Origin of the sequence: Allopontixanthobacter sediminis (assembly GCF_009828115.1) — a bacterium.
GTDB lineage: Bacteria > Pseudomonadota > Alphaproteobacteria > Sphingomonadales > Sphingomonadaceae > Allopontixanthobacter > Allopontixanthobacter sediminis.
Genome location: NZ_WTYL01000002.1, coordinates 867,672 through 888,760 on the forward strand (window position 1 = coordinate 867,672; position 21,089 = coordinate 888,760).

The following is a 21,089-nucleotide window of genomic DNA, read 5'->3' on the forward strand; positions in this document are numbered from 1 at the left end:
TTATTCGGCCTTGGCAGCGGCCTTCTTGGCTTCGGCGGCGCGTTCGATCGCTTCCACCAAGACCTGTCGTGCTTCGGCGGCGTCACCCCAGAGGCCGACACGGACCCACTTTTCCGCTTCGAGATCTTTGTAATGGGTGAAGAAATGCTCGATCTGCTGCAACACGATCGAGGGCAGGTCGCCGCGTTCGCCGACATCGGAATAATAGGGGAACGTGGTGTCGACTGGCACGCAGATCAGCTTTTCGTCGCCGCCGTGTTCGTCTTCCAGATTGAGCACGCCGATCGGACGGGCGCGGACAACGCAGCCGGCGATGAACGGCGAGCGCGCGATCACCAGCGCGTCCAGCGGGTCGCCGTCGGGTGACAGCGTGTGCGGAATGAAGCCGTAATTGGCGGGATACCGCATCGGCGTGTGCAGAATCCGGTCGACGAACAGCGCGCCGGAAGCCTTGTCGAATTCGTATTTCACCGGCTCGCCGCCTGACGGCACTTCGATGATGACGTTCAGGCTTTCGGGCGGGTTGTCGCCGATCGGGATCATGTCGATGTTCATGAGGCGGCTCTCTAGACTCCGGTTGGCGACCCGCCAAGACTATTTTTGTTGCACTGCAATAATCGTCAGCAGGGGTCCCGGCCATTGCAGGAGGCGCGGCGACCATTTAAGCGCGCGGCATCATGGCAAACAACACACCTCAAGCAATCCGCGGGACGCAGGACATCTTCGGCGCCGAAGCGGAGGCGTTCGCCTTCGTGGTTGAGACTTTCGAACGGGTGCGCAAGCTGTACCGGTTCCGCCGCGCCGAGATGCCGGTGTTCGAAAAGACCGAAGTGTTCGCCCGGTCCATCGGCGAGACTACCGACGTCGTATCAAAGGAAATGTATTCGTTCGAGGATCGAGGCGGCGAATCGCTGACCCTACGGCCCGAATTCACCGCCGGAATAGCGCGCGCCTACCTGACCAACGGCTGGCAGCAACACGCTCCGCTGAAGCTGGCGACGCACGGCCCGCTGTTTCGCTATGAGCGTCCGCAGAAAGGCCGCTACCGCCAGTTCCATCAGCTTGACGCCGAAATCATCGGGGCGGGTGAGCCGCAGGCCGATGTCGAATTGCTGGCGATGGCCGACCAGTTGCTCAAGGAGCTGGGCATTGCCGACGGGGTGACGCTGCAGCTCAACACGCTGGGCGATGCGGATAGCCGCGAGGCATGGCGCACTGCGCTGGTCGAATATTTCCGCGATGTTCGGGACGAGCTTTCGGAAGACAGCCAAGAACGGCTGGAGAAGAACCCGCTGCGCATCCTCGACAGCAAGGACGCGAGGGACCGCGCGTTCGTAGCGGACGCGCCGCAGATCGACGATTTCCTGGGTGCCGAAGCGCAGGATTTCTTCGCAGCGGTGACGAGCGGGTTGGATGCCGCCGGAGTGGCGTGGACACGCAACTCAGCGCTGGTCCGCGGCCTCGATTATTACCGCCACACCGCGTTCGAATTCGTCACCGACCGGCTTGGTGCCCAAGGTACTGTGCTCGGCGGCGGGCGCTATGACGGACTGATGGAAAGCCTCGGCGGACCTGCGACACCTGCTGTCGGTTGGGCGGCAGGGATTGAACGGCTCGCGATGTTGGTCGGGGAGTGTGGTGAAAGCCGTCTTGAGATTGCAGTCGCTGCCGAAAGCCGAGATCGTGAGGCCGACGCGGCTTCAGCGGTGACAATGTTCAGACGCATGGGGATCAGTGCAGAGCTTTTCGCCAGTGGGAGCCCTCGCAAGCGCTATGACAAGGCTCGCAAAACCGACCCAGGGGTCTTGATCTCCATGGATGTCCGAGAAGGCAATAATGTGCAAAACTGGCTTGCTACGCTGCCGGAGATTGACCGCCAGGACGAAGCATTTCGGGCATTTTTGTCGCGCTGGGACATCCCGGACGAAGATCTCAAGTGACCATCTCCGCCGAACGCCTGCATCACATCACCAACCGCTTTGCGGAACTCGAGGCGCGGATGGCTTCGGGGACGCTGGAGGGTGAGGCGTTCGTGCAGGCGAGCCGCGATTATTCCGAACTCGAACCGATCGCGAAGATCGCGAACGAAATCCGCGATATGCGGCTCGAGATGGCGGAGCTTGGTGCGCTGTCCGAAGACCCCGAAATGAAGGCAATGGCGGACGAGGAACTGGCAGCCTTGCGTGCCGCTTTGCCCGACGCGGAACGGGCGCTGGCGATCGCCATGCTGCCGCGTGACAGCGCCGATGCACGGCCCGCGATGCTGGAAATCCGCGCCGGGACGGGCGGCGATGAAGCGGGATTGTTCGCGGCGGACCTGTTCCGGATGTATGAAAAGTACGCTGCCGAGCAGGGCTGGAAAGTCGAAACCGTCAGCCTCAGCGCGTCGGATGTCGGGGGCTTCAAGGAAGTGGTCGCCAATATTCGGGGCACCGGCGTGTTCGCCAAGCTTAAATTCGAAAGCGGCGTCCACCGTGTCCAGCGCGTTCCGGTGACCGAAAGCGGCGGGCGCATTCACACCTCGGCGGCCACCGTCGCGGTGCTGCCCGAACCGGACGAGGTCGATGTCCAGATCGACCCGAACGATCTCAAGATCGATATCTACCGGGCCAGCGGGGCTGGAGGCCAGCACGTCAACACCACCGACAGCGCCGTTCGGCTAACACATATTCCCACGGGATTGGTGGTGATCCAGCAGGACCAGCGCAGCCAGCACAAGAACAAGGACAAGGCGATGCAGGTGCTGCGGACACGCCTCTACGATCTCAAACGCGCCGAAGCCCACGGCGCGGAGGCCGAAGCGCGCAAGGCCATGGTCGGTTCAGGCGACCGGTCCGAGCGCATCCGCACCTATAATTTTCCGCAGGGCCGCGTCACCGATCACCGGATCGGGCTGACGCTGCACAAGCTCGATGAAGTGCTGGCCGGCCCCGGCCTTGGCGAGTTGGTCGACGCGCTTAGCGCCGAGGATGAGGCGAAGCGCCTTGCCTCGCTCGACAGTTGAGCGCGCGATAGTGGCGGAGACGGTCGCAGCTGCCATCCGGGAGGGTGCGGAACAATTGGCCAAAACCAGCGACACCGCGCGGCTCGATGCGGAACTGCTGATGGCCGAGGCGCTTGGCGTTTCGCGGTCCGAATTGCTGTTGCGTCATACTGGCGACCCCGTCCCGCCGTCGTTCTCGGACCTCGTCCGGCGCAGGGCGGGCCATGAACCCGTCGCGCAAATCCTCGGACATCAGGATTTTTTCGGGCGCAGCTTCATCGTGACGCCCGATGTCCTGATCCCTCGCGGTGACAGCGAAACCCTCATCGAGGTCACGCTCGGTATCGGTGGCGGTCCGGGCAAGGTGCTGGACTGCGGCACCGGTTCAGGCGCGTTGCTGCTGACGTTGCTGGCCGAACGGGAGGAACTGCAAGGGACGGGAATCGACAATTCGCCCCGCGCACTACAGGTCGCGGCTGCCAACGCCGCCCGGCTTGGTGTGGCGGAACGTGCCAACCTGCTGCATCTCGACTGGCGGACGCCGGGATGGAGCAGCGATCTCGGCCAGTTCGAGGTGGTGATCGCCAATCCGCCTTATGTCGAAAGCGGCGCGGAGCTGGCGCCGTCGGTGCGCGATTTTGAACCGGCGGCGGCACTGTTCGCTGGGAAGGACGGGCTGGATGATTACCGGATATTGATTCCGCAGCTACGCGATTTGCTCGTCCCGGGCGGTGCGGCGATCCTCGAGATTGGTGCGGGACAGGCTGGCCCCGTGTCCGATCTGGGGCGCGCTGCCGGCTTCGATGTTACCCTGCACCGCGATCTTGCCCACAGGCCGCGTGTGCTGGTGTTGCAATAAGGGCTTGGCAAAGCGGTCCGCAGTGTCTACCTCTATTTCAAGACCAGCGGTTTGCGGCGTGTTCGCCACCCGCTGGGTCTAGCTCCAAAATTTGTCAGGCAGCCCGGGCACAGTCGCTCGAGGTGAATGCAGATGGGGCACCGCGACCCGCGTTGGTGTGGGCGCGGCATGCAGTTCAAGCGACCGCGCCGGCAGTTTCGCCGCCGATGGCCACGAATGAGGGAATGCACTTCCTTGAACAACAATCGTAATAGTAACAGTAACCGCCGACGCGGACGCAATCCCAATCGCCCACAAGGTGGCGGCGGTGGCGGCGGGGGTGGTGGAAACCAGCTTAACCGGATCGACAGCCGGGCGCGCGGAAACGCGCCGCAACTGCTCGATAAATACAAGAAGCTGGCGCAGGATGCGCAACATAACGGCGACCGGGTCCAGGCAGAGTATTTCCTGCAGTTCGCCGATCACTATTTCCGCGTTCTCAACGACAACAAGGCCCGCCAGGACGAAGCCCGAGCCCCGCGCGGCGACAAGGGCGGGCGTGATGACCAGAACGATGGCGATGGCCAGAACGACGGTCAGAACGACAGCCGCGGTGACGGGCGTAGTGACAGCCGCAACGATGGCCGGAACAACGCACGGTCCGGCAATCCGCGGTCGAACGAGTCCCAGGACCCGCGCGGCGATGACGACAACCGTCGTCCCCGCCGCTCGCGCTACCGTCCCGATGACGACGATTCACGCGACGACGACAGCGATGATGATCGCGATGACAGCCGCGACCGGTCGAGCAATGACCGGGGCTCCAACGACCGGAACGATAACGACCGCGGCAACGGAGACAGGTCGGTTTCGGCTAACGGCCGCTCGCGTGGCGGATCGTCGTACCGCGATCAGGACGACGATGCATCGGACGATTTCGATGATGCGCCAGCTCCCAAGCTGCAGCCAAAGCCCGAACGGGCGCCGCGCAAGCGGGCTGCACCGAAGCCTGCTGCGGCAAGCAGCCAGGGCGAGATCGATATCGCCGTTTTGCCGCCAGCGATCGGTAAGAGTTCGGACGACACGCCAAGCCGAAAAGCTTCGCTCCGGCCCCGCCGCAAGCGTGCCGATGACAGCGAAACGCTTGTCTGACGCCGCTTTTGGCGCGGTTCTGGCCTGAAATGGCGGTCATCATGATGGATAACCGTCGGCATGGATAGCGTTACCCGAGCGGACAACTTGCTGCCGCCGACCACCTCTGGTTTGGCGATGCAGAAAATACTGGCGCGACCACGCCTTGCGGCAATGGCTCTCGGCTTGCTGGCCGCACTCGGGTTTCCCCCGCTGGGGCTATGGCCGGTTTCACTGCTTGCAATCGGCGGGTTGACGTGGATGATCCGGTCCGCTCCGACGACCAAGGACGCAGCCCTGTATGGCTGGTTCTTCGGCATCGCGCATTTCACGCTCGCCAACAACTGGATCGCCACCGCATTCACCTATCAGGCCGAAATGCCGGCGCTGGTCGGATGGTTCGCGGTGCCGCTGCTTGCACTCTATCTCGCCGTGTACCCTGCCCTTGCCTGCGGCTTCGCTCACAGGCTCGGGCGAAATGCCGCGTTTTTGATCGGCGGCGCAGGTTTCGCGGGCTGCTGGACGATTACCGAATGGCTGCGGAGCTGGGTGTTCACCGGCTACGCCTGGGACCCACTCGGTCTGATATTACTCGGACCTTTGGATCGCCCGGGCCTTGCGGCCTTGTTGCCGTGGATGGGAACCTACGCCCTGTCCGGCCTGACAGTTATTCTTGGCGCAGGCCTGCTGGCGTTGCTGATCGAGCGCCGCTGGCCGATGGTGGTTTTGCTGCCTGTGTTGCTCGCGGCGGGAATGTACTGGCCTGCCCCCAAAGGCGCGGAAGGAACCCTGCCCTTTACCCTCGTCCAACCCAATCTGGAGCAAGACGAACTTAACGACGGGACCAAATACGAAAGCCAGTTCCAGCGTATCGCCGGGCTGACGGTCAGGCGCGAGGAAACCGCCCGGCGGTTGGTCCTGTGGCCGGAATCGGGCATTCCCGATTACCTGCGCGATGGCTATCCGCAGCGCTATTACGACAAGATGACTGTCGGGGGCGATCCTGCTTTTGCCCGCTACCGGATCGGACGTACGATTGGCGAGGGCGGCATGCTGCTTACCGGCGCGGTCGATCTCGAAATCGAGAATGGCCGAGCCGTCGGCGCCCGCAATGCCGTTACCGCCATTCGCAGTGATGGCGCTATCGTGGCCGGATACGACAAGGCGCACTTGGTGCCGGGCGGTGAGTATCTCCCGCTCCGTGCATTGCTCGAACCGCTGGGTGCCTCGCGCCTGGTGGCTGGCAGCCTTGATTTCTTTCCTGGTCCGGGGCCGCAGACGCTGCAACTGGGCCCTTGGGGCAGGGCGGGCGTGCAGATCTGTTACGAAATCGTGTTTTCGGGCCAGGTTGTCGACCGCGCGAATCGCCCGGATTATATTTTCAACCCGTCCAACGATGGCTGGTTCGGCAACTGGGGCCCGCCGCAGCATCTGGCGCAGGCAAGGATGCGCGGGATCGAGGAAGGGCTTCCCGTTCTGCGCTCTACGACTACCGGTATCAGTGCCGTGATCGACGCCAATGGTGTGGTCCGTTCGCATATCGCTACCGGCCGCGCCGCACGGCTTGACGGACTGGTTCCACCGGCAAATGCACCGACGTGGTTTTCTCGGATGGGCAACCTCCTGCCACTGATATGGGCGCTGGCCGCAATTGGCGCATCGCTGGTTGCCACGCGGTGGAGACGGCGCTACTACCGCCCAAGCACATAAAGATTTCTTTATATCCAGATTCCCCCATTTGCAGAGGTATCATGCGCAACACCTATCTGTTTACGTCCGAGAGCGTTTCCGAAGGCCACCCGGACAAGGTTTCCGACCAGATTTCCGACGCAATCGTTGATTTGTTCCTTGCCAAGGATTCTGAAGCTCGCGTCGCTTGCGAAACCATGACCACCACGCAGCTGGTGGTTCTTGCAGGCGAAATTCGCGGCAAGGGGATCATGGATACAGACGGCAATTGGGCCGAGGGTGTTGCGGAAGAAGTCGAGGCAACCGTGCGCCAGACGGTCAAGGACATCGGTTACGAACAGAAAGGCTTCCACTGGGAAACCCTGCGATTCGAAAACAACCTTCATCCGCAATCGGCCCATATCGCCCAAGGCGTCGACGCCGGCGATGACAAGGACGAAGGCGCGGGCGACCAAGGGATCATGTTCGGATACGCATCGGACGAGACGCCCGACCTGATGCCGGCAACGCTGGATTACAGCCACAAGATCCTTGAACGCATGGCGACCGACCGGAAATCCGGCAAGGCACCGTTCCTCGAGCCTGACGCAAAAAGTCAGGTCACTTTACGCTACGCCAACGAACGGCCGGTAGAAGCAACCGCGATCGTGGTTTCGACCCAGCACGCTCCGGGCTACTTCTTCCACAAGGGCGAGGGCGACGCGGTGAAATACGGCGAGTTGCGCGACTACGTGAAGGGCGTGATTGCCGACATCCTGCCAGCAGAACTGCTGACCGAGAACACTGTTTATCACATCAATCCGACCGGCTGCTTCGAAATTGGCGGGCCTGACGGCGATGCCGGGCTGACCGGACGCAAGATCATCGTCGACACCTATGGCGGTGCAAGCCCGCATGGCGGCGGCGCTTTCAGCGGGAAGGACCCGACGAAGGTCGACCGCTCGGCGGCCTATGTTACCCGCTACTTGGCCAAGAACATCGTCGCAGCGGGCCTCGCGCGGCGCTGCACGATCCAGTTGAGCTATGCCATCGGCGTGGCGGAACCACTCTCGATCTATGTCGATCTGCACGGTACCGGCACGGTCGAGGAAAGCCGGCTGGAGGCTGTGATCCCCGAACTGGTGAAGCTGACACCGAAGGGCATCCGTACCCATCTCGGCCTGAACAAACCGATCTATCTGCACACGGCGGCCTACGGTCATTTCGGACGGGTTGCGGAGGGGGATTTGTTCCCTTGGGAACGCACCGATCTGGTCGACCAACTGAAAGCAGCGCTTACGGCCTGATTCCGCGGAGCCGACAGTACAATAAAAAAGGGCCCGCTACACAGCGGGCCCTTTTTTGTGCGGCGTGTGGTTTCCCCGTCGTCGCGCCGGGTCAGCTTACGTAATGCGCGGTCGTTTTCTCGGCTACTTCCTCTGCCGTCACGCCGGGCGCGAGTTCGACGAGCTTGAAGGGGCTGTCATGGTCCGGCCGCTGGAACACCGCGATGTCGGTGATGATCATGTCCACAACACCGAGGCCGGTAAGGGGCAGGGTGCATTCGGGCATGAATTTCGGGCTCCCGTCCTTCGCGCAGTGATCCATCACCACGATGATCTTCTTGACGCCCGCGACGAGGTCCATTGCGCCGCCCATTCCCTTGATCATCTTGCCGGGAATCATCCAATTGGCGATGTCGCCCTTCTCGCTGACTTCCATCGCGCCCAGCACCGTCAGGTCGATATGGCCACCACGGATCATTGCGAAGCTCGCGGCGCTGTCGAAATAGGCGGTGTTGGGTAATTCACTGATTGTCTGCTTGCCGGCGTTGATGAGGTCGGGATCGACATCTTCGTCATAAGGAAACGGGCCAATTCCCAGCATGCCGTTTTCCGATTGCAACGTTACATCCATGCCTTCGGGAATGTGGTTCGCGACCAGGGTCGGGATGCCGATGCCGAGGTTTACGTAGTAGCCGTCCTGCAGTTCGCGGGCCGCGCGGGCGGCCATATCGTCACGTGTCCAGGGCATAATTCAGGGTCCTTCAGTAGAATGTTTGGGGCGCGCCGGGGCTGGCTGCAGAACTCAGTTGGCTGCGAACGACCGGCCGAGCGGTCGTGCCGCTGCAAATCGCTTTGGCCGCATCAAGCCGCTTCGCGTTCGCGCACGGTGCGAAATTCGATTTTCTTGTCATAGGGTGCGCCCACGATCATCCGCTGGACATACACTCCGGGCAAATGGATGCAGTCCGGGTCGAGGCTGCCGGTCGGAACGATTTCTTCTACTTCGACCACACAGGTCCGGCCGCAGGTGGCGGCGGGCAGGTTGAAGTTCCGCGCCGTCTTGCGGAACATGAGGTTGCCGGTTTCGTCAGCCTTCCACGCCTTCACGATCGCCAGGTCGGCAAAAATCCCTTCTTCGAGGATGTAGTCTTCGCCTCGGAAATTCTTTACTTCCTTGCCTTCGGCAACTTGTGTGCCCACTCCCGTCTTGGTGTAAAATCCGGGAATACCAGCACCGCCGGCGCGCATCCTTTCGGCTAAAGTACCCTGCGGGCAGAATTCGACTTCGAGTTCACCCGACAGGAATTGCCGTTCGAATTCCTTGTTCTCCCCTACGTAGGAAGAAATCATCTTCCGGACCTGGCGGGTCCGTAGCAGTTTGCCGATCCCTTCGTTATCAATCCCGGCGTTGTTGCTGGCGAAAGTCAGGTCCTTTACTCCGCTGTCGCGGATCGCATCCAGCAGCCGGTCGGGGATGCCGCACAATCCGAAGCCGCCTGACGCAATCAACATGTCATCGCGCAACAGGCCTTCGAGCGCGGCCTTTGCGTCGGGAAATAGCTTTTTCATGGTGGCTCCTGATTGGACGATCAACTTCTTGCGGCGATTTCTAGGGCGGTGGCGCGCGCGTGTCACCCTATAGAGTCCAAGGAATATTGTGACAGGCCAGACGAATCGTCAGCCAGCCCCTTTGATGTCGTGGAAACCGAAGTCGGCGAGGGGTGATTAATGGCGCACTGCACCATAAGTTCGGGTGCACCTGCGTCCTTATGTCTCGTGAACGCTAATAACCTACCATAATACATTGATTACAAAAGCTTCTACCAACAGTTGCAAACTGTGCAACATTCGATGAGTTTTTCGCACTTGCACAATTTCTCGGTCTTGGACATAAAGAACGTGCCTTTTAGGCATCCTCTCCCAAAACTTTCAAAGCCCGGCTGGCAACAGCCGGGTTTTTTTTGTCTTTCTCCCGGAAGCGCTTTCGCTCCGTGCGGTGAGTGGGCCCTATACCTCAATAAAACCTTCGATGCGGACCAACTTGTCCCATTGGGCGTTTGCATCACGAGGGTACGCTTCCTAGCTATGACCCAGAGGGTTTCGCGGAAGCCCCGCCACAATTTCCAGGAGCATGCGTCCGATGGCTGAAGCTGATGCAGCAAGCGAACTAACCAAGGTGCGGCTTCAGGTCGCGGCGGCACGGCAGGAAGAAAGCGGCCAAGGCATCGCACGTCTGCCGCGCTCCGCGTTCCAGGCCCTTGGAATTACCGAAGGTGACGTGATCGAAATTTCCGGCAAGCGGAGCACTCCGGCGATCGCGATGCCCGCGTATGACGAGGATCAGGCGCTCCAGATCGTCCGGCTAGATGGACTCCAGCGCGGCAACGCGGAGGTAGGTTCCGGTGAGCATGTGGTCATAACCGTCGCCGAATCGCGCCCCGCCACGCGCGTAGTGTTCGCCCCGGCCCAGCGTGAGATGCGGCTTCAGGGACCGACGCAGGCGCTGAAGCGCAATTTCTTTCGCAAACCCGTGGTAGCGGGTGACCTGGTCGCCACGACCGGGCAGCAGCCGGTACAGAACATGCCGCCCGAAGTGCGCCGGATGTTCAACACCCCCGCCTATGCGCTGACGCAGATTCGCCTGACCGTGGTCTCGACTGCGCCCAAGGGCATCGTCCACATCGACGAGAATACCGAAGTCGAACTTCGCGCCGAGTTCGAGGAACCGCGCGACGGGCGCGCCGTGGTCAATTACGACGATGTCGGCGGTATGGGCGATACCATCGAACAATTGCGCGAGATGGTCGAACTCCCATTGCGCTATCCTGAGCTGTTCACCCGGCTTGGCGTTGATCCGCCCAAAGGCGTCCTGCTGCATGGCCCGCCAGGGACCGGCAAGACCCGGCTGGCACAAGCCGTGGCGAACGAGAGCGACGCCGAGTTCTTCACCATCAACGGGCCGGAAATCATGGGTTCCGCCTATGGTGAGAGCGAAAAGAAGCTGCGCGAGGTGTTCGAGGAGGCGACCCGCGTCGCGCCTGCAATCATCTTCATCGACGAAATCGATTCGATCGCCCCGAAGCGCACCCAGGTTCATGGCGAAGCGGAAAAGCGGCTGGTTGCGCAGTTGCTGACGTTGATGGACGGGCTCGAAGCACGCAGCAATCTGGTGGTGATTGCAGCTACCAACCGACCGGACGCAATCGACGAGGCGCTCCGCCGCCCGGGCCGCTTCGACCGTGAAATCGTGATCGGGGTGCCAGACGAGAAGGGCCGCCGGGAGATCCTGTCGATCCATACTCGCGGTATGCCGCTGGGGGACAAGGTCGATCTCGACGAGTTGGCCCGGGTGACGCACGGCTTCGTCGGTGCCGATCTGGCCGCGCTAGCACGGGAGGCCGCGATCGATGCGGTCCGCGGGATCATGCACAAGATCGATCTGGATGAGCGCACCATCCCGCCCGAAGTGCTGGAGGAATTGTGCGTCACGCGGGAGGATTTCCTCTCGGCGCTGAAACGGATCCAGCCCTCGGCCATGCGCGAAGTGATGGTCCAGGTGCCCAACGTTGGCTGGGACGATATCGGCGGGATCGACGAATCCATCGAAAAGCTGAAGGAAGGCATCGAACTTCCGCTGAAGAACGGAGAGGCATTCCGGCGGCTTGGCATTCGCTCGGCCAAGGGCTTCCTGCTCTATGGCCCGCCCGGAACCGGCAAGACCCTGCTGGCCAAAGCGGTGGCGAAGGAAGCGGAAGCCAATTTCATCTCGATGAAAAGCTCCGACCTGCTGTCGAAATGGTACGGCGAGAGCGAGCAGCAGATCGCCAAGATGTTTGCCCGGGCAAGGGCGGTCGCGCCGTGCGTGATCTTCATCGACGAGATCGACAGCCTGGTGCCAGCGCGCGGTAGCGGGCAGGGCGAACCGCAAGTTACCGGGCGGGTGGTCAACACCATCCTCGCGGAAATGGACGGACTTGAAGAACTTCAGTCGGTGGTGGTCATCGGAGCGACCAACCGTCCGACGCTCGTCGACCCGGCGCTCCTCCGACCCGGAAGGTTCGATGAACTGGTTTATGTCGGCACCCCCGATCGTGCGGGCCGGGAGCATATTCTGAAGATCCACACGCGCAACATGCCGCTCGCGGATGATGTGAAGCTAGCGGACGTAGCCAGCGGCGCCGAACGGTTCACCGGCGCCGACCTCGAGGATGTGGTGCGGCGCGCAGGCCTGAACGCCCTACGCCGGGCGGGCGGCGAAGTGGAGACAGTGACCGCGGCCGATTTCACCGGTGCGCTCAAGGATTCGCGCGCCACGGTGACCGTCAAGATGGAGGACGAGTACAAGAAAATGCGCGGTGAACTGAAATCACGCGCCGCCGAAGTCCAGCCGATCGGCTTCCTGCACGAAGGCCAGGTCGAACCGAGCCGGAACCGCAAGCACGACTAGCCGGCAGGGCCGACTTCTCGCCGCTTACGGGCTCTGCAGTACCCGCTGATTCGCCGCTTCCACTTCGAGGCGGTGGCGGATCAGCGCATCGGGCATTTCCTTCCGTAACCAGGCGACCATGTGCTCGCGTACGGCGCAGCGCAGGGCGAAAAGATCGCCGATGGTCCGCGAGCTGACCGCAAGCCGTAACTCGATGCTTTCGGGGTGCGCCTCGGTCATCAAGATGGACCCGGTGCGCTCGTCCCACAATTCCTGTTCATGCAGATATCGTTCGAACTCCTTGCGGATCGGCTCGACATCAGTCGCGGGATCGAGATGCAGGTAAACGGGCCCGGTCAGCATTTCGTTCGTGCGTGACCAGTTTTCGAAGCTTTGATCGAGGAAGCTGGATGTGGGCACCACGATCGCCCGTTCATCCCACGTGCGCACTATGACGAAGCTCATCCGGATCTCCTCGACCCTTCCGGTATGCCCATCGACCACCACGAGGTCGCCGAGCCTTAACGGTTCCGTGATGGCCATCTGCAGACCAGCGATAAGCGATTTGAGAGTCGGCTGCGCGGCTGCGCCAAGTGCCAGGGCCGCGAGGCCCGCCGAAGCCATCAGTGTCACGCCGACTTCCTTTACCGCAGGAATGCTGAACAGCATCAGCCCGGTAGTGATCAGCACAATCGCAAAAGTGGCGGTGCGCGAAAGGATCGAGATGCGGGTTCGGCGGCTGCGGGCGGCGACCGGGTCGACGGAAATTTCGGTGCGGTATTCCAGCGCGTCGGTAAATGCCCTGGCGACCGAAAGAGTGACCCAGCCGAGCAAGGCCGGGACGACAAATCCGGATATCACGCCCCAAATTCTGGCAATGTCCTCGTTGCTCGCCGCGAGGACGGAGATGCCGATGGCGATGAACGACCATCGCAGCGGCTTGTACAACCGGTCGAACACCATGCCGTCGACGGGCGTGGAGGACATAGACGCGATGCGCCTGAGGATTGCGAACACGATCCAGTGCAGCAACAGTGCAACCACCAGGACAACGGCGAACGCAAGCGCGGTAATTGCCGCCTCTTCCCAAGAGAAAGAGAAATTTCTCGGCAGATATTCGTCAAACATGACGGCTGCACTATTGCCTCGCCGTCAGAGATACAAGGTTACCGTCCCTTATCCCCCAGCGGGATCACGATCAGCACCGCCGCGCCGTCGGGAGTAAATTTACGGTCGATGGTCCCGCCCAGCTGGCGCGCGGCACTGTGCATCAACATGCTGCCGAAACCCTGCCGCTCCGGCTCGAGATCACTGATCGCGCAATCTTCATTCCAGTTAATGGTTAGATGCTCGTCCTCGACCTGCCACTTGACGGCTAGCAAACCGCCATTCGCCCAAGCGCCATATTTGACCGCGTTGGTTGTGAGTTCGTGCAGGACGAGGCCCAAAGGCGTGATGTGCTTGGACGGCAGCAGGGTTTCCGGGCCATCCACATCGGCCAGCAGCGATTCCGAACGGTAAGGCGCCAACGTAGTTTCAATCAGGTTCCGGAGCGAGGCGGGCGGTTCGTCTTCAGTGCCCTGGGTTACTTCATGCGCGGTCAGCAAGGCGCGGATCCGGTCGCTGATCCGTTCGATAACCGGCTTGGCCTCGGGCTCGTCGCGCGCGCTCATGCTCACGATTGCAAGAATGACGGCGAACAGGTTCTTGACGCGGTGATTTAGTTCGCTCGCCAGCAAGTCGGCCCGGTCGCGAGCCTCGGCGAGGGCAAAGGATTGTTCGGCGCGCGCTTCCGCTTGGGCGGTGCGGAAGATCAGCCGGTATCCCAGGATCAGGGTAACAAGTAGCAGGGCCATAACGGCGGAAAGCAGCGGCAAGACGCGCGCCTCTGCGCGGGCCGTTTCCGCCCCCGCATCCGCCAGCAGGTTGCCTTCGATCTGCTCCATCTCGCGGATTGCCTGCCGCAGACGGACCATCGCTTCCTGCCCCTCGTCGCTGAGCAGCTTGGTTCGGGCGTCGAGCAACGCACCGCTGCGCAGCAAGGCGACACTTTCGTCCATTTCGGAAAACTTAACCTGGGTTAGGTTTTCAATCCTGTCGAGCAGCTGAATCTGGCGCGCCGAAGCGTCCGGTCCGACCGACCGGCGCAACCGGTCAAGCGCCTGCTGGTATTGCTGGCGGCCGGTCTCGTATGGCTCCAGATATCGGCGGTCGAGCGTGATCAGATATCCCCGCTGGCCGGTCTCCGCGTTGAGCGCCGCATTGCCGACATTGCGCAGTTCGACCAGCACCTCGTTCGTATCACGGACCTGCTCGCGCTCCGCCCGCTCGGCCGCGATCGTCTGGAATACGAGCACCATCCCCGCGATCATCGCGAAGCCGATGACGCTGAGGAGCGCCAAATTGGTCCAACGCGCCGTGATCCTGTTGCCCGATCCCGGCGGGGAGGGTGCGGTCCCGGTATTCAGTGCGCTGCTCCCCAGCTCGGACCGCTGCCAATCTCAATCCCCAGCGGGACATCCAGCTCGACAGCGGGCAACGCGGCACCAGCCATGACCGCTTCGATCACCGGTTTGGCTGCCTCCACGTCGCCTTCGGGAAGTTCGAACACCAGTTCATCGTGGACCTGCAGCAGCATCCGCACATTGCCAAGCCCTTCATCGCGAAGGGCCGGAAGCATCCGGACCATGGCGCGTTTGATGATATCCGCGCTGGTGCCCTGGATCGGCGCGTTGATCGCGGCCCGCTCGCTGCCCTGCCGTTCGTTCGGGTTTTTCGAATTGATCCGCGGAAACCATGTCTTGCGCCCGAACAGCGTCTCGGAATAGCCGCGCTCCCGCACGCTCTCCAGTGTCGTGACGATGTAGCGCTGGATGCCGGGGAAACGCTGGAAATAGGTGTCGATCATCGCCTGGGCCTCGTCGGCCTCTACCCCCAGCCGGCCCGCGAGTCCCCAGCGCGAGATGCCGTAGAGGATCGCGAAGTTGATCGTCTTGGCTTGCGCCCGCGTATCCCGGTCGACGGTGCCGAACATTTCCTGAGCGGTGCGTGCGTGAATGTCCTGCCCCTCGGCAAACGCCTCCTTGAGGGTCGGCACATCGGCCATGTGCGCGGCGAGGCGCAGCTCGATCTGGCTGTAGTCGGCGGCCAGCAGGACATTGCCCAGTTCCGCTACGAAACTTTCGCGGATTTGCCGGCCGATGGCCGTGCGAATGGGGATGTTCTGCAGGTTTGGATCGGTCGAGGACAGCCGCCCGGTTTGCGCCCCGACCAGCGAATAACTTGTATGGACCCGCCCGGTTCGCGGGTTGATCGCCGCCTGCAGCGCGTCGGTGTAGGTCGATTTCAGCTTCGATAACTGGCGATATTCGAGCACCTTGTTGGCGATCGGTGCACCTTGGTCGGCAAGTTTTTCGAGGATCGCCTGATCGGTCGAATACTGGCCGGACTTGCCCTTGCGCCCGCCCTTGTAACCGAGAGTGTCGAACAGCACATCGCCCAGTTGCTTGGGGCTACCGATGGTAAACTCCCGGCCCGCCAGCGCATGGATATCCTGTTCCAGCTTGCTGATTTCGACCGCAAAACCTTCTGACAGTTTCGCAAGACTGGCGCGGTCGACCTTGACTCCTTCGCGCTCCATTCCGGCAACCACCTCGATGAGCGGACGGTCGACCCGCTCGTACACCCGGGTACCGCCTTCGATCGCCAGCCGCGGCTTCAGATGCTGGTACAGGCGCCAGGTGACATCCGCATCTTCCGCGGCATATTCGGTGGCCCGGTCCAGCGGCACCTGGCCGAATGGGATCAGCTTTTTCCCCGACCCGCAGATGTCCTTGAACGTGAGCGTGGTGTGGCCAAGGTGGCGCTGGGACAATTCGTCCATCCCGTGGCCGCCGCCGATCCCGTCCATCGAGCGCCCGGCGTCGAGATCGAAGCTGATCACCATCGTGTCGTCGACCGGAGATACCTTCGCGCCGTAGCGGGCGAGGATATTGAGATCGTATTTGATGTTCTGACCAACCTTGATCACCGCATCGCTTTCCAGCAGCGGCTTCAGCGCAGCCAGCGCTTCCTCGCGGTCAACTTGCTGCGGGGTGTCGGACAGCAGGTCATGCCCGCCATGCGCGAAGGGGATATAGCAGGCATCGTTAGCCCCCAGGCCAAGGCTGATGCCGACCAGGTCGGCCTGCATCGCATCCAGCGCGCTGGTTTCGGTATCGATGGCCACAACCCTCAAGGCCATCGCGCGGCCAATCCACTGCCGAAGCATGTCCATGTCCTGCACGCAAACATAGGCGCTGCGATCGATGGCGGGCAATTCCGGTAATTGCTGGCGGCTACCGCCTTCCGCATCGGAATTGGTACCCGCGGCGGCGTGAACCTGCTTCGCCGGGTTGAGGTCGTTGGCCCTGCCGGGGCTGCCCCGACCCGAATCGAGCCGCCGCAGGAGGCTGGTGAAACCATGGGTCTGGAGAAATTCGGTCAGCGGCTCGGGTGGGACCCCGTCGAGCGCGAAATCCTCGATCGGAATTGGCAGGTCGCAGTCTTCTTTCAAGGTCACGAGAACCCGGCTAAGCTCGGCCATGGCCCGATGTTCGAGCAGGCGTTCCTTGAGCTTGGAGGTTTTCATGGCCGCCGCCGCATCGAGCGCGCCGGTCAGGCTGCCATGTTCTTGGATCAGCTTCGTCGCGGTTTTCGGACCGACCCCGTAAACGCCCGGAATGTTGTCCACGGAATCGCCCATCAGCGCGAGAACGTCGCCGACCAGCGAGGGGAGGACACCGAATTTCTCCTCCACCTCGGCCATCCCGATGCGGGAGTTCTTCATCGTGTCGAGCATGTCGATCGCGCCGGTGTCCCCGTCGCGGTCGCCGACCAGTTGCATCAGGTCCTTGTCGGAGGAAACGATCGTTACGTCCCACCCGCGTGACGCGGCGGACCGGGCATAGGACGCAATCAAATCGTCCGCCTCCAGTCCTTCTTCCTCGATGCAAGCGAGGCTGAACGCCCGGGTGGCATCGCGGATCAACGGGAATTGCGGAATGAGGTCTTCCGGCGGGGGCGGCCGGTTGGCCTTGTATTCCGGGTATATATCGTTGCGGAACGACTGGCTCGATTTGTCGAGGATGACGGCGAGGTGGGTAGGGCCCACGGCGGTGTCGAGATCGGTCGCCAGCTTCCACAGCATCGTGGTGTACCCGTAGACCGCGCCGACCGGTATGCCAGTCGGATTGGTAAGCGGTGGCAGCCGGTGATAGGCGCGGAAAATATAGGCGGACCCATCGACCAGATAGAGATGCTGTTTTTCGGACATGGTGTCGCTGTTAGCAGCGGATTCGGGTAAGGTCAGCCTGCATAATCACCGGTTGATAGCGCTTCCCTGCGTGTTGCTCGCGAATGTTTTCCACAGGTTGTTTGCCGAAATATGGCGGATTTGAGCCAATCTTGGCGAAATTGAGGCAGAAAAGTGGCAGATTTGAGTAAATCCGCTTGCGCCGTCACATTATCGCCATTATTCAGCACCTCGAAGTCGCCGACTTTGGCCGACCTCACGCATGACTCCGATGGGGCATGCGATATCACTCGCTGTTTAAGGAATTTTAACATGCGTAAGTTCGTACTTGCTGCCGCAGCTGCCGGCGCCGCTCTGACCCTCGTAGCTTGTTCGGAAGCTGCTCCTGAAGCTGAAGCCGATTCCGCGATGGCCGATGCCGAAGCAAACATGGAAGCTGCTGGCGAAGCCGTTGATGCAGCTGCTACCGACGTTGAAGCTGCTGCTGACGCGACTGCCGAAACTGCCGAAGCGACTGCCGATACGGCTGCAGCTACCGCAGAAGACGCAATGGCTGAAGAAACTCCAGCTGCTGCTGAGTAATTCTCAGACTACAATTTTGAATTAGGAATTTTGTTATGCGTAAGTTCGTAATTGCTGCAGCTGCTGCTGGCGCTGCCCTGACCCTCGCCGCTTGTTCGGAAGGCACTCAGGAAACCACCGAAGCTGCTGCTGATTCGGCCATGGCCGATGCAGAAGCAAATGTTGAAGCTGCCGGCGAAACCGTCGAAGGCGCTGCTGCCGACGTTGCTGTTGCAACTGACGAAACTGCTGCAGACGCAGAATCCGCCATGCAGAACGAAACCGAAGAAGAAGCTCAGGCTGACTAATCTTCGAATTTCATTCGAACATGAAAAGAGGGCGGTACCGCGAGGTGCCGCCCTTCTTTGTTACGGAATTGACGCGGACGGACCCGACCGGTGACGAAGGAATCAGCCGCCGTTATACGCCGCGTTGGCCCAGTTTTGCGGAGCGGACTTGGCATAACCTTCATACAGGGCACGGGCGATTTCGGCGATGCGCGCCTCGCGGGCACCGCGCGATCCCTGGCCGGTCACATAGATCGCCACGGCAATCGCCCGGCCATCCGGCGCTTCGATAATCCCGATGTCGCTGGAAGTGTTGTTGAGCGACCCTGTCTTGTGCGCCACCTGTGCATTTGACGGCAGCAGGGCGGGAATCCGCCGGGTGCCCGTGCGGCAGCGTTCCATCGCGCCAAGAATGACACGGCGGCTGGAATCGGACAAGAACTTGCCCTGATACAGGCCCGCTAGCAGGTCGATCATGGCTTGCGGGGACGCGCTGTCACGTTCGTCGATATGTGCCGCCGGATCGAATTCGCCATCGTCGCGCACCAGGGTAGCGATATCCCGGTCCAGCTGGAACTCACGGATCCCGGCGCGGCGCGTCCAGTCGTTTACCGCCTTGGGGCCGCCGATCACGGCAAGCAGCGCATCCGTGGCCGGATTACTGCTGCGGGTGATCATCAATTCAACCAGTTCTGACGCCGGTAGATGGGCACCGCGTTTGACCGGAGCGACCCGGCTGGAATACTTTGCCGAACGGACGGGGACGAGCAGCGGAAATTCGCTGGACAACGACCAGCGGCCTTGCTCGACACCCTCCATGAAGGTTGCGGCTATCGCAATCTTGCTGGTGCTGGCCATCGGGAAGCGCTGGTCCCCAAGGATCGAGACCTGCGCGCCGGTTGCGAGGTCAATCGCGGCCACACCAATGCGACCCTTCTCGCCGTTGGCGAGGAGAGCGATCTTCCGCTCCAGCTGGTTGTCGTAAACCGCCGCGAAGTCCTGCGGCGCCCGCGCCTTGGTGCCGAAGGTGCTGTCGAAAGCTGCCTCGAAATTCACCCCTTGCGCATTTGCGGCGCCCACCGGCACGAGGGTCGCTCCCAAGAGAGCGACCGCAGCGCCGACGGATTTGAATAGTCCGGGTCGTAAGATCATGCCCGTCGAATTACCCCCATCAAGGTTAGTATTCCATTAATGGCCGATAAAACTAAGGCGACAAGCAAAACCTGTTCAAATGTGTCCCATCCGCGACCAAATATGTCGTCAGGCTGCGGAAATGGCCTTTTCGATTCTGTCCGTCGGCTCGCCAGCAAGAGTCTTGTCGATCTCTCCGACTAACCGGCTCTTCAGTTCCGTGTGATAATGTCGGCGCATTTCGCCAAGGATTTTGGGGTCCGAGATGATCGCGATATGTTCGAAGTCGCCCGCGATCGCCATTTCGTTGAGGCGCTCTGCGGCCGCGGCGCCATGGGCCAGTTCGTTGAGGTCGGTGTTTCCGCTCTGCTGCCCGGCATCGTCCTGATGGCGGACACCGGCACTGAAATTGGTCGAGTCAAGGCTAGGCTTGCTGATCAGTTCCAACGACGGTTCGAACGGTTGACCCTTGTTTTGCATGAGGATGAAGTTTTCGCCGTCGACGATTGCGACGTAGGAATTGTGAGGCAGTTTCATAAGTTTTGTCTCCTGTCGTTTATCCAACTCCCGAACACGATATTTGTTGCAGGCAATCGGCCTTGGATTAGGAAGCGGGCATGAAAAGCAATTGGACCATCGGGATCATCGGAGGCTCAGGTCTCTACCAGATCGACACCCTTGAAGACGCGCAGTGGATCCGGGTGGATACGCCGTGGGGCGATGCATCCGATGAAATCCTGTGCGGCCGTATTGGATCGGTCCAGCTGCGTTTCCTGCCGCGCCACGGGCGGGGCCACCGGATACCCCCGTCCGAGGTCAACACCCGGGCCAATATCGACGCGCTGAAGCGGGCGGGCTGCACCGACCTGCTCGCAATCTCGTCCGTCGGATCGCTTCGGGAAGACCTGCCGCCCGGGCAATTCGTGGTTGTCGACCAGTTCATCGACCGGACGAGGAACAGGCCGTCGAGTTTTTTCGGTACCGGCATGGTCGCCCACGTGTCGATGGCCCAGCCGGTGTGCGAGCGGTTGTCCAACTATGCGGGGAAGGCGGTCCGGAAGGCGGGCGGTTCCATGACCCGGGGCGGGACCTATCTGGCGATGGAAGGGCCGCAGTTCTCCAGCCGGGCTGAAAGCGACCTCTACCGCCAGTGGGGCGCCCATGTGATCGGAATGACCGCCATGCCCGAAGCCAAACTCGCCCGCGAGGCGGAGCTGCCCTATGCGCTCATCGGCATGGTGACCGATTACGATTGCTGGCGTGACGATGCCGCCTTTGTCGAGGTGAGCGAGGTCATCGCGCAGATGAACGCCAATGGCACGGTTGCCCGGGCGGCGGTGGAAGCGTTCGTTCGCGGATTGCCGGAAAAGCGCAGCCCGTCACCGCTCGACACCGTTCTCGATCACGCGCTGATCACCGCCCCGGATGCACGCGATCCTGCGATGCTCGCGAAGCTGGATGCCGTGGCGAGAAGGGTGCTCTAGA

18 protein-coding genes are annotated in these 21,089 nt (G+C 61.6%); 10 read left to right on the forward strand and 8 right to left on the reverse strand.

Annotated elements, in window-relative coordinates; translation table 11 throughout:
• The gene (gene ppa / locus GRI65_RS09875; RefSeq protein ID WP_160756321.1) at positions 1–555 is read right to left on the reverse strand and encodes an inorganic diphosphatase; all 555 of its coding nucleotides are present in this window, start codon (positions 553–555) and stop codon (positions 1–3) included.
• A gap of 122 nt (positions 556–677) precedes the next feature.
• On the opposite strand from ppa, the gene hisS reads away from it, so the two are divergent.
• The 6 genes from hisS (at position 678) to metK (ending at position 7,927) form a co-directional block, all read left to right on the forward strand.
• Entirely contained in the window at positions 678–1,940 is a 1,263-nt protein-coding gene (hisS, locus tag GRI65_RS09880; RefSeq protein WP_160756322.1) for a histidine--tRNA ligase, read from the forward strand.
• The gene (gene prfA, locus GRI65_RS09885; protein WP_160756323.1) at positions 1,937–3,004 is read left to right on the forward strand and encodes a peptide chain release factor 1; all 1,068 of its coding nucleotides are present in this window, start codon (positions 1,937–1,939) and stop codon (positions 3,002–3,004) included. The genes hisS and prfA overlap by 4 nt, the downstream gene beginning before the upstream one ends.
• Before the next feature lie 7 nt (positions 3,005–3,011).
• Positions 3,012–3,842 (forward strand): peptide chain release factor N(5)-glutamine methyltransferase, encoded by an 831-nt coding sequence (prmC, locus tag GRI65_RS09890; protein ID WP_160756590.1) that lies wholly within the window; start codon positions 3,012–3,014, stop codon positions 3,840–3,842.
• A 234-nt stretch (positions 3,843–4,076) separates the two neighbouring features.
• Positions 4,077–4,973 carry a DUF4167 domain-containing protein gene (locus tag GRI65_RS09895; RefSeq protein ID WP_202391241.1) on the forward strand — a complete coding sequence of 299 codons (897 nt, stop codon included), beginning with the start codon at positions 4,077–4,079 and terminating at the stop codon, positions 4,971–4,973.
• 60 nt (positions 4,974–5,033) lie between these two features.
• Positions 5,034–6,662, forward strand: a complete 1,629-nt coding sequence (gene lnt, locus GRI65_RS09900) for an apolipoprotein N-acyltransferase (protein ID WP_332872633.1) — start codon at positions 5,034–5,036, stop codon at positions 6,660–6,662.
• A 41-nt stretch (positions 6,663–6,703) separates the two neighbouring features.
• Positions 6,704–7,927 carry a methionine adenosyltransferase gene (metK, locus tag GRI65_RS09905; protein ID WP_160756325.1) on the forward strand — a complete coding sequence of 408 codons (1,224 nt, stop codon included), beginning with the start codon at positions 6,704–6,706 and terminating at the stop codon, positions 7,925–7,927.
• 91 nt (positions 7,928–8,018) lie between these two features.
• On the opposite strand, the gene GRI65_RS09910 is transcribed toward metK, so the two are convergent.
• Together GRI65_RS09910 and GRI65_RS09915 are read right to left on the reverse strand one after the other, a co-directional pair.
• Positions 8,019–8,654: a CoA transferase subunit B gene (locus GRI65_RS09910; RefSeq protein ID WP_160756326.1), complete on the reverse strand. Its 636-nt coding sequence runs from the start codon at positions 8,652–8,654 to the stop codon at positions 8,019–8,021.
• Positions 8,655–8,767: 113 nt separating this feature from the next.
• Positions 8,768–9,475, reverse strand: a complete 708-nt coding sequence (locus GRI65_RS09915) for a CoA transferase subunit A (protein WP_160756327.1) — start codon at positions 9,473–9,475, stop codon at positions 8,768–8,770.
• Positions 9,476–10,046: 571 nt separating this feature from the next.
• On the opposite strand from GRI65_RS09915, the gene GRI65_RS09920 reads away from it, so the two are divergent.
• A complete protein-coding gene (locus tag GRI65_RS09920) occupies positions 10,047–12,353 on the forward strand; it encodes a CDC48 family AAA ATPase (RefSeq protein ID WP_160756328.1) in 2,307 nt (768 codons plus the stop codon).
• Positions 12,354–12,377: 24 nt separating this feature from the next.
• Here the strand turns inward: GRI65_RS09920 and GRI65_RS09925 are convergent, their stop codons facing one another.
• The 3 genes from GRI65_RS09925 to polA form a co-directional block, all read right to left on the reverse strand.
• On the reverse strand, positions 12,378–13,460 hold the full coding sequence (locus tag GRI65_RS09925) for a mechanosensitive ion channel family protein (protein ID WP_160756329.1): 1,083 nt from the start codon (positions 13,458–13,460) through the stop codon (positions 12,378–12,380).
• Positions 13,461–13,498: 38 nt separating this feature from the next.
• Positions 13,499–14,734, reverse strand: coding sequence for a sensor histidine kinase (locus tag GRI65_RS09930; RefSeq protein WP_160756330.1), 1,236 nt, complete (start codon positions 14,732–14,734; stop codon positions 13,499–13,501).
• Between the two features lie 62 nt (positions 14,735–14,796).
• The gene (gene polA / locus GRI65_RS09935) at positions 14,797–17,646 is read right to left on the reverse strand and encodes a DNA polymerase I (protein ID WP_160756331.1); all 2,850 of its coding nucleotides are present in this window, start codon (positions 17,644–17,646) and stop codon (positions 14,797–14,799) included.
• A gap of 291 nt (positions 17,647–17,937) precedes the next feature.
• Here polA and GRI65_RS09940 point away from each other — a divergent pair, with 291 nt between their 5' ends.
• Entirely contained in the window at positions 17,938–18,207 is a 270-nt protein-coding gene (locus tag GRI65_RS09940) for a hypothetical protein (RefSeq protein WP_160756332.1), read from the forward strand.
• A 35-nt stretch (positions 18,208–18,242) separates the two neighbouring features.
• Positions 18,243–18,494 carry a hypothetical protein gene (locus tag GRI65_RS09945; RefSeq protein WP_160756333.1) on the forward strand — a complete coding sequence of 84 codons (252 nt, stop codon included), beginning with the start codon at positions 18,243–18,245 and terminating at the stop codon, positions 18,492–18,494.
• A 102-nt stretch (positions 18,495–18,596) separates the two neighbouring features.
• Here GRI65_RS09945 and GRI65_RS09950 read toward each other — a convergent pair whose 3' ends face one another.
• The gene (locus tag GRI65_RS09950) at positions 18,597–19,625 is read right to left on the reverse strand and encodes a serine hydrolase (RefSeq protein ID WP_160756334.1); all 1,029 of its coding nucleotides are present in this window, start codon (positions 19,623–19,625) and stop codon (positions 18,597–18,599) included.
• A gap of 108 nt (positions 19,626–19,733) precedes the next feature.
• On the reverse strand, positions 19,734–20,141 hold the full coding sequence (locus GRI65_RS09955) for a baeRF12 domain-containing protein (RefSeq protein WP_160756335.1): 408 nt from the start codon (positions 20,139–20,141) through the stop codon (positions 19,734–19,736).
• 80 nt (positions 20,142–20,221) lie between these two features.
• Between GRI65_RS09955 and mtnP the strand changes: the two genes are divergently transcribed.
• Positions 20,222–21,088 carry an S-methyl-5'-thioadenosine phosphorylase gene (mtnP, locus tag GRI65_RS09960; RefSeq protein WP_160756336.1) on the forward strand — a complete coding sequence of 289 codons (867 nt, stop codon included), beginning with the start codon at positions 20,222–20,224 and terminating at the stop codon, positions 21,086–21,088.
• The last annotated feature ends 1 nt before the right edge of the window (position 21,089 follow it).

Bases quoted from the DNA above. Each gene is read 5' to 3' on its own strand.
- ppa (WP_160756321.1), bottom strand. From the start codon at position 555: ATGAACATCGACATGATCCCGATCGGCGACAACCCGCCCGAAAGCCTG.
- hisS (WP_160756322.1), top strand. From the start codon at position 678: ATGGCAAACAACACACCTCAAGCAATCCGCGGGACGCAGGACATCTTC.
- lnt (WP_332872633.1), top strand. From the start codon at position 5,034: ATGGATAGCGTTACCCGAGCGGACAACTTGCTGCCGCCGACCACCTCT.
- metK (WP_160756325.1), top strand. From the start codon at position 6,704: ATGCGCAACACCTATCTGTTTACGTCCGAGAGCGTTTCCGAAGGCCAC.
- GRI65_RS09910 (WP_160756326.1), bottom strand. From the start codon at position 8,654: ATGCCCTGGACACGTGACGATATGGCCGCCCGCGCGGCCCGCGAACTG.
- GRI65_RS09915 (WP_160756327.1), bottom strand. From the start codon at position 9,475: ATGAAAAAGCTATTTCCCGACGCAAAGGCCGCGCTCGAAGGCCTGTTG.
- GRI65_RS09920 (WP_160756328.1), top strand. From the start codon at position 10,047: ATGGCTGAAGCTGATGCAGCAAGCGAACTAACCAAGGTGCGGCTTCAG.
- GRI65_RS09925 (WP_160756329.1), bottom strand. From the start codon at position 13,460: ATGTTTGACGAATATCTGCCGAGAAATTTCTCTTTCTCTTGGGAAGAG.
- polA (WP_160756331.1), bottom strand. From the start codon at position 17,646: ATGTCCGAAAAACAGCATCTCTATCTGGTCGATGGGTCCGCCTATATT.
- GRI65_RS09940 (WP_160756332.1), top strand. From the start codon at position 17,938: ATGCGTAAGTTCGTACTTGCTGCCGCAGCTGCCGGCGCCGCTCTGACC.
- GRI65_RS09945 (WP_160756333.1), top strand. From the start codon at position 18,243: ATGCGTAAGTTCGTAATTGCTGCAGCTGCTGCTGGCGCTGCCCTGACC.
- GRI65_RS09950 (WP_160756334.1), bottom strand. From the start codon at position 19,625: ATGATCTTACGACCCGGACTATTCAAATCCGTCGGCGCTGCGGTCGCT.
- GRI65_RS09955 (WP_160756335.1), bottom strand. From the start codon at position 20,141: ATGAAACTGCCTCACAATTCCTACGTCGCAATCGTCGACGGCGAAAAC.
- mtnP (WP_160756336.1), top strand. From the start codon at position 20,222: ATGAAAAGCAATTGGACCATCGGGATCATCGGAGGCTCAGGTCTCTAC.